Source organism: Tsuneonella sp. HG249, from assembly GCF_053819205.1.
Genome location: NZ_JBSOQY010000001.1, coordinates 2,219,116 through 2,231,455 on the forward strand (window position 1 = coordinate 2,219,116; position 12,340 = coordinate 2,231,455).

The following is a 12,340-nucleotide window of genomic DNA, read 5'->3' on the forward strand; positions in this document are numbered from 1 at the left end:
TTCGTTTAGGACAACGCGATCGTAGCCTGCCAACCGCAGTCGCCCGGGGCTTAGTGATGCCTGCTTTGATGAAAGAAGTGCATCAGCGGACAGGCTGCGAGCAGCAGATAGGGCAGGTATGGTATAGTGTTTGACGGGTGTTGGCTGAGCAGGAAGCCTGCTGTGCTGACAGCGACCAGGCTAAACGCAGCTAGCCCGACCGTCTTCGGGTGGATGGCCCAGAAAGCAGAGAGCGACGCCGTTGCCTCCGTCTGGGCGGTGGTTTCGGCCGGGGCCGCTCCTTTTGTTATGCGCGCCATGTGTCGCCTCCCGCTTCAATGCTGATGTTGCTCAGGGGCGGCTTTTGGAGTGCTTTCTTCTTGAGGCTTAGCTTTCCCTCCGTGCTCCGCCATCTTCTTGCAGCAGGGGCAACAGCAGGCCTCCATGTGCCTGCCCATTTTCATCATCGGAGCTGGCATCGCTTCCGATCGAGGCACCGTGTTTCCCGGCGGTTGAGCCGAATGGTCGTTCTCCGCATGGTTGGCGCCTTGTGCCTGAGCTTCCGATTGTGCGTGAGCCGCGGCCGGGAGTGCGAAAAGCAGTCCGCTAGCAACTGCTAAACTGAGCTTGCTCATAGGTCAGGTCCTTTCGATGGAGAGGCAGAAGCGGCACCACAGCAAGTGGTAGTCTTTCCATCGCTGCGGGACGGGCGGCGGCCCACGCCATTGGAGACCAGCGCAAGCTTGTGACATCACGGGAGTGTGCTGAATAGGTGATATCCTCCCGATGTGGTCACCCCTGGGACGTCGGAAAATAACGGTAAGCAAGGCTCGAACTCTCATCATTCAAATCGCCGCTTTGCGTCTCGAGCTATGTTTTCAGTGCACCAGCGGGCGTAAATCGGACCGAGCAGTCGACCGAGCAAGGTCCAGGGCGCCGGTGCGTCATCGTGTTCGACGAAGACCTTCAGACGTGATTTCCCTTCGCGTTCGCCGATCTCGAAGCCCATCCGATATCCACCAAGGACCAGCAGACGCGGCGGGCCGACCGTTTGCCACTCCTTGCGCGTCGGCGGCGCTCGCTCGGTCACGACTTCCTCCAAGTTCAGTTCGAAGCCCAGAATTTTGCCCACATTCGGATCCTAGATCCCACCGATCTTCCGCCGGCATCATCGAACTCGACCCGCATAGCGCTGCCGGCCATCATTGGTGACGACTGCATCATGTGCGCAGAAAGGCGTTCATGGTCGTCAAGTTCTTCGAACAACTCGGCGGGTGATGCGTTCACATCCACGCTTGTTTCGAACCTGTGCGAATAAATCGTACCAGTCATGAGGGCGCTATGCGGATCAACCGCTACGAGTGAGGGATCAGTCGCGTGACACCCCATACTGCCCTCACTGGCTCGCAAGCATCTGGCGGCAGCGGTCGTGGGTCACGTTCATCGGATTAAGGCCCATACCCTTGGCCTCCGAGTGGCTGTGCGTGTGTTGGAGGCCCATTTCCGTTTCCATCTTTTTGCAATACGCCAGTTCGTCCGCTCTGCTTTGCGGCGTCGTCACGCATGCAGCCGTGAAAAGGATGATTGCAAGCAGAGAAGCGATCTTTTTCATAAGCCCTCCTGATGTGTACGAGGTGTCTTAGCGCCCGCGTCAATTTGTGCTTTGACAGAGATCAAAAACGCTAATTATGTTTGCAACAATCCGGCGTGCCATATCATGCTTTTATCTGAGGGACGTCATCCTTTCGGTATAGAAATGCGCGGTATCCAAGGAAAAGCGTAAGATGCTCTATTTCTTCGCGGAATTGAATTAGTGGAATAACCAGGCGAGTCTTCTCATCGCCTTTTGCCATGGTGAGCACTGGTTTGTTTTCTTTCGCAGAATAAGATTGCCATCTCGGATCATACAGCTCGCTTGACTCGCGAACGTCAGCTAATGACGTGCTGCGACCCAGCAGCAGCCGATCCACTTCCGGCCCAGAAGCTGCCGGGCAGCAGAGCGCCCCAAATCAGGACATTCGAAGGTCTCAAGGATAGACCCCAAAGCTGCCCCTCAGCGATCGTCGGACGCGCGGAGCCATATTGGACGCCGCGCCGCGGCGCGCCCGCACGACATGTTGAAGCGAAAACCAATCAGAGGTCACACTCGCTCCTTGGCGGCTTAGCCACATAGGGCAACAAAAGTATCATTTCTCCTTGCCTCTGCAGTCAGGCGGAACCTCCTACGACCGCCCTCGGGTCACGGTATCCGAGTAGTCGCAGCGCATTGATCACGACTAATAAGGTCGATCCCTCATGCATCGCTACAGCAGGACCGATCCCGAGCCCGAAAATCGTGGCGGGCACCAGGATGGCTACCACTCCGAGGCTGACGAAGACGTTTTGCCTGATGACGGAGCGGGTGCGGCGGCTGAGCCCCACGGCGAACGGAAGGTGCGACAGGTCATCCGCCATGAGCGCGACGTCTGCGGTTTCGAGCGCCACGTCGGACCCTGCAGCGCCCATGGCAATCCCGACCGTCGCGCTTGCCATAGCCGGCGCGTCGTTCACGCCGTCGCCCACCATCGCGACCTTGCCCTCGGCGCTGAGCTTCTTGATCGCATCGACCTTTTGCTCGGGCATGAGATCGCCCCAGGCTTCGTCCAACCCGACCTCGGCCGCGATCCCCTCGGCGGCACGCTGATGATCGCCAGAGATCATGATCATTCGGGTAATGCCGAGAGCGCGTAGCGTCGCGAGAGTTTGTTTGGCGGCCTCACGAGGTGTGTCGAGCAGGCCAATGACGCCAAGATCGATCTTGGCCCGCCGCACGATCATCGTTGTGCGACCCTTTTCGCGCAAACCTTCGACGGCCGCCTGGGCCTCTGGAGAGAGCGGCGGAATTCCTTCAGCGCCGAACAGTTCCGCCTTGCCAATGAGCACCGTCTGTCCGTCGAGCATGGCGCGCACACCGCGGCCAGTGAGACTTTCGAGGTCGGACGCGGCCGGTATCGACGTCTCTCCCAGCCGTTCCCGCCCACCCTTCACGATGGCTTCCGCCAGAGGATGATCACTCAGGCTCTCGACAGCCACGGCCGTGGCGAGCAGGTCAGTTTCCGAAGTGCCGCCAAGCGGGAGAAGGTCCGTGATCCTCGGCTCACCATTAGTGAGCGTGCCCGTCTTGTCGAAAGCGATCGCCGTCAACGAGCCAAGGTTTTCCAGTGGCCCCCCTCCTTTAACCAGCACGCCGCCCCGAGCGGCGCGAGCTACCCCGGACAGAACTGCGCTAGGGGTGGCGATCGCAAGCGCACAGGGGCTCGCTGCCACAAGGACCGCCATTGCGCGATAGAAGCTATCGCGGAACGGCTCGTCGACAACCACCCATGCAAATAGCAGTAGCACGGCCAGGACCAGAACCGCTGGCACGAAGAAGCGTTCGAACTTGTCCGTAAACCGCTGCGTGGGAGACTTCTGCGTTTCGGCTTGGCTTACCAGCTTCACGACCTTGGCCAACGCGCTGTCGGTCGAAAGCCGCGTCACCTCAATTTCGAGCGTTCCGCTACCGTTGATCGTACCGGCAAATACGCGATGTGCCGCTTCGACGCGCTCTGGCGCTTCGCGCGCTGTTGCTGGGTCGCTGACCGCCCGCTTGTCGACCGGCATGCTCTCGCCGGTCACGGGAGCCTGATTGACGCTGCTGTCACCGAGCACCACGAAACCATCTGCGGGTAGCCGCTCGTTGGGCTTCACCAGAACTACGTCGCTGATGACCAGTGCCTCTACTGGCACCTCCAACGTCGCACCGTCGCGCCGGACGACAGCGGTCTTCGGTGCCAATTCAGCAAGTGCTTCAATCGCGCGCTTGGCACGACCCATCGCGTAGTGCTCCAGCGCATGCCCTAGGCTGAAGAGGAAGAGCAGGAGCGCACCCTCAGCCCAAGCGCCGAGCGCTGCGGCGCCAGCTGCGGCGACCAGCATGAGCGTATCGATCTCAAATCGCTTCTGTCGCAGGTTTTGAAGTGCTTCACGGGTAGTGAAGTAGCCGCCCAGAGCGTAGGCAGCGATGTAGCATGCGAGAGGTAGCCAGTCGGGTGCCCCTTCGACCAGCTTTTCAATTGCGAACCCGATGCTGAGGGCCACCCCACAAGCCAGCGCAAAGTACAGCTCCGTGTTCGGACCGAGGATGCCCCCATGCGCATGGTCTCGGCCATCGTTAGGACCATGACCGCCCGGTCCATGTGCGTGACCCTCGTGGCTCCCGGCCTCGGGCAAGCGTCCAGTGCTCGATGGAAGGTGAAGTTCAGCTACGCTTGCCATCAAGTTGTCTCTCTCACCAATTTCGCGGCAGGTTGCGCTTGGAGAACCGAAACCCGCGGTTTCACTGCGCGCTCACAAAACCTTGCGGGCCCCGCACTCATGCTGGCTGCCCTGCGGGTCTATTGTCGTCGACCACCCGCTCGCCCAGCGAAGTCACATCGCTGTAGTCCCCAGGCACGTGCTCCTTGTGGCGGCCGCGCAGCAACAGGTGACTGATTGCGGGCAAGACAAAGAGAGTTAGCAAGGTCGAAGTGATCAGCCCGCCAATGACGACGATCGCCAGCGGCTTCTGCACTTCAGCGCCAGTGCCGGTGGCAATCGCCATTGGCACAAACCCTATTGCGGGCACGATACCGGTCATCAGCACCGCACGAACGCGTTCCATCGTGCCTTCCGCAATGGCCTGATCCACCGGTCGCCCTGCGTCGAGACGCTGATTGATGCTGGTCATCACAACGAGCCCGTTCAGCACCGTCACGCCGGACAACACGATGAACCCCACGGCAGCAGACACCGAGAAGGGGAACCCTGTTAGCAGCAGCGAGAACACACCCCCGGCCAACGCAAGCGGGATGGCCGAATAAACCGCGATAGACTGACGGATACCTCCCAGCGCCATGAACAAGATGCCGAAGATTGCCGCGAAGATGATCGGGATGACAAGCGACAGGGTCCGGGAAGCCGCCTGGAGATTCTGGAATTGTCCACCCCATTCGACGAAGCTACCCGGCGGCAACTTGATCTGCTCGGCGACTTTGGCCTGCGCCTCGGAGACGAACGAACCCAAATCGTTGCCACGCACGTTTGCTTGCACGACCACGCGGCGTTTGCTGTTCTCTCGGCTGACCTGGTTGAGGCCTTCCGAGAAATTGAAGCGGGCGACCTCGCGCAATGGCACCGAAGCACGGTGCGCGTCTTCGCCAGAGAGGATCACTGGAAGCGCGCCGACCGCGTCGAGATCGTTGCGGGTGAAGTTATCGAGACGAACAACGATGTCGTATCGCCGATCACCCTCAAACACGATCCCTGCTTCACGCCCGCCCATGGCGGCCGCGACCGTGTCGCTAACGTCCTGAAGGCTGAGCCCATAACGAGCAATCGCGTCGCGATCGAACTGGACGTCGAGGACGGGAAAGCCCGCTGTCTGCTCGACCTTTACATCGGCTGCGCCCGGGACGGTGTCGAGCACTCCCGCGATCTCCTGGGCTGTACGTCCCATGGCTTCGAGATCATCGCCATAGACCTTGATGGCGATATCCCCTCGCACGCCCGCGATGAGCTCATTGAACCGCAGCTGGATTGGCTGACTGATTTCTACGGCGTTTCCAATGAGGGGTTCCAGCGCTCCTTCTACGCGCTCGATAACATCGTCCTTGGTATCAACCCCGTCGGGCCACTCATCCTTCGGTTTCAAGATGATGAATGTATCCGAGGCATTCACAGGCATCGGGTCGCTTGCCACTTCAGCGGTGCCCGTCTTGGAGTAGACAAGCGACACTTCTGGTAGTTTCATAACCGCGCGCTCTACTTGGCGCTGCATCTCGGTCGACTTGTTGAGCGAGGTCGAAGGGATCCGCAGAGCCTGCATTGCCAAATTGCCTTCACCAAGCACGGGAAGGAATTCGCTCCCCAGCATCATGAAAACCAGCACTGCCGCGCCGAACGTGCCCGCGCCGGCGCCGATCCAAGGCCACGGCCGGGAGATCACGCGCTTAAGCACCGGTTCGTAGCGCTCCTTGACCCAGGCCACTGCCTTCACCTCTTTCTCGGCAACTTCGCCGCGGATGAGCAAGGCGATCATTGCAGGCACGAAGGTAAGGGAGGCCACGAATGCACCTGCGAGCGCGAGCAACACCGTGATTGCCATCGGCGAAAAGGTCTTGCCCTCCACTCCCGTGAAGGTGAGCAACGGTACGAACACGAGGAAAATGATCGCTTGCCCGTAGAGCGTCGGCTTCACCATCTCGCGCGATGCTTCGAATACCTCGTGCAATCGCTCGTTTAGGTTAAGCACGCGTCCCAGCTGATGCTGACGGTGTGCCAAGCGTTGCAAACAGTTCTCGATGATGATGATCGAGCCGTCGACTATCAGTCCGAAGTCGAGAGCTCCCAGGCTCATCAAGTTGCCCGAGGTGCCCGTGAAGTTCATCCCGGTGCCCATGATTAGGAATGAGATCGGGATAACCAGCGTCGCGATGATCGCGGCCCGGAAATTGCCAAGCAGCCAGAACAACACAGCGGCAACTAGAAGAGCACCTTCGGCGAGGTTCTTTTCGACCGTGCCAATGGTCGCATCGACCAGCTCGGATCGATCTAGCACCGGCTTGACGGTCACTCCCGGCGGAAGCGATTTTGCCACTTGATCCAATCGTTCGTCGGCAGCTGCAGCTACGATCCGGCTATTGCCGCCGGCGAGCATGAGCACAGTGCCGATGACAACTTCCCGGCCATTCTGAGTGGCTGATCCGGTACGCAGCTCGCCGCCAATCTGGACGGTAGCAACATCTCCCACTCTGACTGGCACACCGCCGCGATTGGCCACCGTGGCCCGGGATATTTCATCCAGAGTGCGTATGCGGCCGTCTGCACGTACCAGGAACGCCTCCCCGCCGCGTTCAACGAAGTTAGCGCCAACCGAGACATTGGCAGCCTCGAGTGCCTCGGCTAGATCAGTGAAGGACACCCCGAAGCTAACCAACTTTGCGGGATCTGGCTGGACGACGAACTGCTTCTCGTATCCGCCGATAGAGTCGATGCCCGCAACACCCGTCACTGAGCGTAGCTGTGGACGGATTACCCAGTCCTGGACCGAGCGTAGATAGCCTTGCTTGGCCACGTCATCTGTGAGGAGCTCTCCTTCGGGAGTCAGGTACGAGCCGTCGGGCTGTATGCCGGGCCGGCCGGGGATCTTTGGGTTTGCCTTGGTGCCAGCAGGAGCAAAGTCGACGACGTACATCAGGACTTCGCCGAGTCCGGTTGAAACTGGACCCATCTCGGGCTCGATGCCCTCAGGCAACGCGCCTTTCGCCTGGTTCAAGCGCTCCGCAACCTGCTGACGAGCGAAATAGAGGTCGGTATGGTCCTCGAAGACAACGGTTACTTGGCTGAAACCGTTGCGCGAGATCGATCGTGAACCCTCGAGACCAGGTATACCGGCCATCGCGGTTTCGACCGGAAACGTGACCAACCGCTCCATGTCGAGCGGACCGAGGTTGGGCGCGACTGTGTTGATCTGCACCTGCTTGTTAGTGATGTCCGGCACCGCGTCGATCGGCAGCTTGAGGAGCTGGGTCACCCCATAGGCCGAGACAATCAGAGTGACGATGACCACCGCCCACCGAAATCGGATGGCGGCATCGAGAATCCGTTCGATCATCTTAATGCTCCGCCTCGCCCTTGCCGAGTTCGGCCTTGAGCAAGAAAGCGTTTCTCGTGGCGATAGTGACGCCGGGACGTAGCCCGCTAACGACTTCGATCCGGCCGCCGCTGCGCTGGCCTGTAGTTACGTTTGTGGCCTGGAAACCTTTGGCGGTCTTCACGAACACGACGTCTCGGCCCTCGACCGACTGGACAGCTTCTTCGGGCAAAGTGATGCGCCCGTCGCCGTCCTCCCCCGACCGGATTCGCACACGCAAACCCTGGCCTTGGCTGAGCCCAGCTACGCCAGCTGGTTGCAGTACCGCAGTAAGGCTACGGCTCTCCGGATCGAGCCCAGGCGTGATTGAGCGCACTGTTGCGCTGCGGGTATTTCCTCCCGGCAATTCGAGAACGGCCACTACACCGGGACGGATGCGCGCAGCATCGGCGGGCAAGACGGAAGCATTGATCTGGATGCTGTTCGGGTTCGCGACGCGGAACAACTCGGTCCCGGCAGCGACGAACGCGCCCAGCTTGGCGTCGCTCTTGGTGACCTGGCCAGAGACTAAGCTAACGACGGATAGCGTGCGACCGTCCCCGCTCACCCTGGCGGCGCCGGCCGCAGCCTGTGTCCGCCTGACCTCGGCTTGGGCTTCAGCCAACGCCGCTTGTGCTCCTTCCAGATCTTGGCGGGCGGTTACCTTGGCATCATATAGACGCTTCTCGCGGTCGTAGGTCGATCTCGCCAGCGCCAGCCGCGCGGCGGCGGCGCTGCGCTCTGACGCTATCGAAGAGGCCTCGCGGCTTTCCATCACTGCCACCGCCTGCCCGGCGTTGACGTAGTCACCCAAGCGGCGGTTGATGCGCACAACTGTTCCATCAGCGCGTGCGGTCAAAACCGACTCCCCCTCCGGGGTCGCCGCAACCACGCCTTGGGTGATGATCTCGGAGCCAATCCCGCCGCTGCGAACGACCTCGGTGATTATGCCGGCAGCTTGAGCGCGAGCCCCGTCAATCGCGACGAACCCTTCAGGACCGTGGTTTTCCTCCGCTTCGCCCTGCTCCCCCTCTTCGCCTGCCGGTTCTGCAGCGTCCGGAGAGGTGTCGAACAGGGTCTGGCCAAGAAGAATGCCTCCGGCTGTGAACGCAAGTGCCCCCGCCGCCGCGAAAGCGAAACGGCGATTATCGTTTTTGAGCAGTTCCATCGTTGGATATCCTACTGAGCGTTGGCGCGAGCAAGCGCGGCCAAGGCAAGAGCACGGTCAAGTTGGGCATCGATCACTGCCAGCCGTGCGCGGTTCAATGCTTCCTGGGCTTCGATAAGCTCAAGCAGCGGGAACTTGCCCGCACGGTAACCCAGCTCTGCAACGCGTAGAGCTTCGGTAGCCTCGCGAAGGCCGGCGCCAGCCAAGGCGGCCACACGCTCGTCAGCCGCGGCAAGCAAATTTTCTGCTTCGCGTCGGGTGAAGCTCGTATCAAGCCGGGCTTGGAGCACTGCGGCTTCTGCAGCGTCCAGTTCGGCGGTAGCGATCGGCACACCGGAGCGGACCGATCGCTTGAACGGGAGGGGGACCGAAACACCCATTACCAGCGCATGGTCACCGGTCTCTTCGAACCGCCGCACACCGCCAGACGCGGTGATGTTTGGCATACCTTCTGCGCGCGCCAGTGCGATCCGCGCGGTGCTTGTGTCCCGTTCAGCGGCAGCCAGTCGTTCGTCGAGACTCGCCGCTAGAGCAGGTAGCGAGCCGGTAGGAGGGACATCGCTGCCAGACGCCGACAACTCGGGATCGTCGGTGGCAATCAGAAGCCCAAGGCGCCGACGGGCCGTCAAGAGTTGGCCGAAGGTTCGGAGCGCTTCAGCGCGTGCTTCGGCCAGCAGGGCATCGGCGCGCAACTTGCGAAGGGGCGGGTCACGCCCAGCATCGACTAGCAGCCCGGCTACCCTGGACAGCTCTTCGGCGCGCGTGATGTTGCTTCGAGCTAATACTGCGCGTTCTTCGGCCGCGCGTAGCTCGGCATGCGCCGCCGCGACATCGTAGGCTAGATCAACCTCGGCCTTTCGTAGCGACAGCTGAGCGAAGCTTAGCTCGGCGGCGGCGACCCCCTGCCTCGCTCGACGCTCGCCACCGAGTTCGAATTCCTGCGAAACCGCCAGCGTCGTCTCGGTTTGCCGAAAGACGTCGTAGGGGCCGGTGCCGGCAAAGTTTTCCAGCTCCAGCTCGAGCTCAGGGTTTGGACGCAGTCTAGCCTGGATTGCGCGTGCCTCGGCCGCGCGAAGTTGCGCCTGGGCTCGAACAATTCGAGGCGAAGCTTGCAGGCTTTTATCCAGAGCTTGGCCGAGAGTGACCGGTTCAGCTAGGGCTGAACTGACCGGAATGACAAGCGCACTCGCGAAAAGCGAGACGCACCAACGTCGTAACATTTTGAGATACTCCTGATCCTATGCAGTTCGCGCGAGCAAGCCCGCGCGGGCAAAAGACTCAGGTTGCGGGAGGCTCGATCGGGGGCGCGCTGCGCAGCGAGGGCATGGCGAGCACCGACGACACGAGATAAACTTCGGCCATCAGCTCCCGGCTCGCGGCGGCCTCGATCGCGGAGACCGGCGTGGCGCAGCTGCAATGGTGATGGATAGCTAACCCTGATCCCGTGGGTGCTTGTTCCGAAGGCGCACCATCATCGGATGCCTGGTTCTCGGCTTCTGCGAGATGTCCGGATACTTCACCGGCGTGGGCCGCAGCGTCGTCGGAGGGGTGAGCTAGCAAAGGCGAACTCACGCTGCCTAACAGCAGGCCGAAAAGTACGAGAAGAGCTAGAACGCTACGATGCACGGAGGGCCGCCTATCAGACCGCTTCCTCGCAAGCAATTGTGCGGTGACCATAAGCCGCATTCGCCATTGGCTAAGCTGCACGAGGGAGACTTAGATCAAAACCAGCGTCGCACAGATCGGCGATACTGTTCGAAGCTGTCCCCGTGCAGGGCTGAGAGATGCGTCTCTGCAAGCCGAACTTGCACTTGCATCAGCACTTCGCCGAGAAGGAATATTGCAAGCGTCATCCCGCTGGGAAGGACCAGGAAGAGGCCAAGCAAGCTTGCCCGCATGCCCAAAAAGATGGGGTTCCGACTGTGCGCGAAGATCCCCCGTGTGACCAACGGCGTCGGCGTATCCTTGTCAATCCCTATGCGCCAGGAAGCGCCCATTTGAGCCTGCGCTGCCACTATCCAGACCAGCGACAATATCAGCAGGACCCAGCCGGCTTTCTGAAGTGCGGAGTGCTCCAACCAGCGCAATTGCCCGAGCACTCGGTCAGGAAGTCCCAGCGAAAGCGCGATCAACAAAGCGAATACCGCTATTAGCGTTGCGCGAAACCACTTCCCGACTAGACCATAGGCCGTGTCGTCATATGGCAAAACCAGGGCGCTCACCCCGTCGCGTCGCCACAGGCGGAAGGTTGGCCAGAAGAAGGCCAGCGCAAAGAACATCGCAAAGAAGACCAAGAGCGCGAAAGCCATAGCCACTACTCCGCAGGGTGCGCGTGAGGCCGCGCGATGTCCGCTAGCTCGCCTCGCGCTTGCCGAATAATCTGGAATCCGCCCGAAAGGCCAAGCGTTGCCAAGATCGCGGCCACGACGAGATCGGGCCAAGCGGTCCCAGTGCCGAACACACCAGCCGCGGCCGCCACGACCGCGAGGTTGCCGATCGCGTCGTTCCGCGAGCAAATCCAAACCGAGCGCATGTTCGCGTCGCCGGAGCGGAAGCGGTACAGCATCAATGCGACGCCCACGTTGGCGACCAGGGCCAAGACGCCGATCAGGCCCATCGTCCCGGCGTGAGGTGATGCCCCAAGCACCGCAGCATAAGCAGTGCTGCCGAGCACCCACAGACCCAGTGCGATCAGTGTGATGCCCTTGAGCAGAGCAGCGCGGGCTCGCCAGACCAGGGCCATCCCGGCAACGACCAGGCTTATCGCGTAGTTCGCCGCATCGCCCAGAAAATCGAGAGCGTCCGCCATCAACGCACGCGAATCGGCGCTAACACCAGCGACCAGTTCTAAGGCGAACATGCCTCCATTGATGACCAGAGCGATCCACAGCGCCCGACGCCAGCGTGGATCATTCAGTCCGCTTTCGGTGGCGCATCCGCCACCCGAACAACTCGCACTCACGGTCCTACCTCCTCGACAAACTCCGAGTCGGCATCACATATGCACCTTATAGCAAGTAGAGGGTCAAGCGATGGGTTTGACGATCGGCCAGATGAGCAAGGCGACCGGCGTGAAGCCGGTCACCATTCGGTTTTACGAGAAGAATGGCTTGCTTAAGACGCCCAGCCGCAGGGACAACAATTACCGGGCGTATGGGCAGGACGACCTTGATAGGCTTTCATTCATACGGCGTGCCAGGAAGCTAGGTTTCAGCCTCGAGCAGATCGCCGCGCTCCTGACACTATCAGACAGCAAAGGTCAGGACTGTTCGAGTGTGGACCGCATTGCGCGTGAGCACCTCTCCGAAGTGGAGCGAAAGCTCGCGGACCTTAATGCCCTTCGTCGTGAGCTACAGTCAGTGGTCTCGTCGTGCGCAGGAGGATCGGTAGGCGACTGCCGGATCATTGAGGCGCTCGCGCCCAAGAATTAGCGACAACTGTCGGTTTCGAAGCCTTGGCGGTGGAGTCGATCAGCCCGCTGGCACGAACCTCCTACGGCTGCG

At 60.8% G+C, this 12,340-nt stretch carries 11 protein-coding genes and 1 pseudogene; 1 reads left to right on the top strand and 11 read right to left on the bottom strand.

The features are described from left to right. Positions 1–50 precede the first annotated feature (50 nt). From ACWPM1_RS11130 to ACWPM1_RS11180, 11 genes and pseudogenes are all read right to left on the bottom strand, one after another. The gene (locus tag ACWPM1_RS11130) at positions 51–299 is read right to left on the bottom strand and encodes a DUF2933 domain-containing protein (protein ID WP_455694896.1); all 249 of its coding nucleotides are present in this window, start codon (positions 297–299) and stop codon (positions 51–53) included. Between the two features lie 521 nt (positions 300–820). Further along, a complete protein-coding gene (locus tag ACWPM1_RS11135) occupies positions 821–1,111 on the bottom strand; it encodes a hypothetical protein (protein WP_455694897.1) in 291 nt (96 codons plus the stop codon). A 264-nt stretch (positions 1,112–1,375) separates the two neighbouring features. Next, entirely contained in the window at positions 1,376–1,591 is a 216-nt protein-coding gene (locus ACWPM1_RS11140) for a hypothetical protein (protein ID WP_455694898.1), read from the bottom strand. A gap of 103 nt (positions 1,592–1,694) precedes the next feature. Then, on the bottom strand, positions 1,695–1,949 hold the full coding sequence (locus ACWPM1_RS11145; RefSeq protein WP_455694899.1) for a hypothetical protein: 255 nt from the start codon (positions 1,947–1,949) through the stop codon (positions 1,695–1,697). Positions 1,950–2,187: 238 nt separating this feature from the next. Continuing rightward, positions 2,188–4,215: pseudogene (locus tag ACWPM1_RS11150) on the bottom strand (heavy metal translocating P-type ATPase); the annotation flags it as partial. 157 nt (positions 4,216–4,372) lie between these two features. Continuing rightward, positions 4,373–7,651, bottom strand: a complete 3,279-nt coding sequence (locus tag ACWPM1_RS11155) for an efflux RND transporter permease subunit (RefSeq protein ID WP_455694900.1) — start codon at positions 7,649–7,651, stop codon at positions 4,373–4,375. A gap of 1 nt (position 7,652) precedes the next feature. After that, complete coding sequence (locus ACWPM1_RS11160) at positions 7,653–8,837, bottom strand: efflux RND transporter periplasmic adaptor subunit (protein ID WP_455694901.1); 1,185 nt, start codon at positions 8,835–8,837, stop codon at positions 7,653–7,655. 11 nt (positions 8,838–8,848) lie between these two features. Beyond that, on the bottom strand, positions 8,849–10,057 hold the full coding sequence (locus ACWPM1_RS11165; protein ID WP_455694902.1) for a TolC family protein: 1,209 nt from the start codon (positions 10,055–10,057) through the stop codon (positions 8,849–8,851). A gap of 58 nt (positions 10,058–10,115) precedes the next feature. Next, positions 10,116–10,463, bottom strand: coding sequence for a hypothetical protein (locus tag ACWPM1_RS11170; protein ID WP_455694903.1), 348 nt, complete (start codon positions 10,461–10,463; stop codon positions 10,116–10,118). 95 nt (positions 10,464–10,558) lie between these two features. Then, positions 10,559–11,146: a methyltransferase family protein gene (locus ACWPM1_RS11175; RefSeq protein WP_455694904.1), complete on the bottom strand. Its 588-nt coding sequence runs from the start codon at positions 11,144–11,146 to the stop codon at positions 10,559–10,561. A 5-nt stretch (positions 11,147–11,151) separates the two neighbouring features. Beyond that, positions 11,152–11,799 carry a cation transporter gene (locus tag ACWPM1_RS11180; protein WP_455694905.1) on the bottom strand — a complete coding sequence of 216 codons (648 nt, stop codon included), beginning with the start codon at positions 11,797–11,799 and terminating at the stop codon, positions 11,152–11,154. A gap of 70 nt (positions 11,800–11,869) precedes the next feature. Here ACWPM1_RS11180 and ACWPM1_RS11185 point away from each other — a divergent pair, with 70 nt between their 5' ends. Further along, complete coding sequence (locus ACWPM1_RS11185; protein WP_143251055.1) at positions 11,870–12,268, top strand: MerR family transcriptional regulator; 399 nt, start codon at positions 11,870–11,872, stop codon at positions 12,266–12,268. Positions 12,269–12,340: the final 72 nt, after the last annotated feature.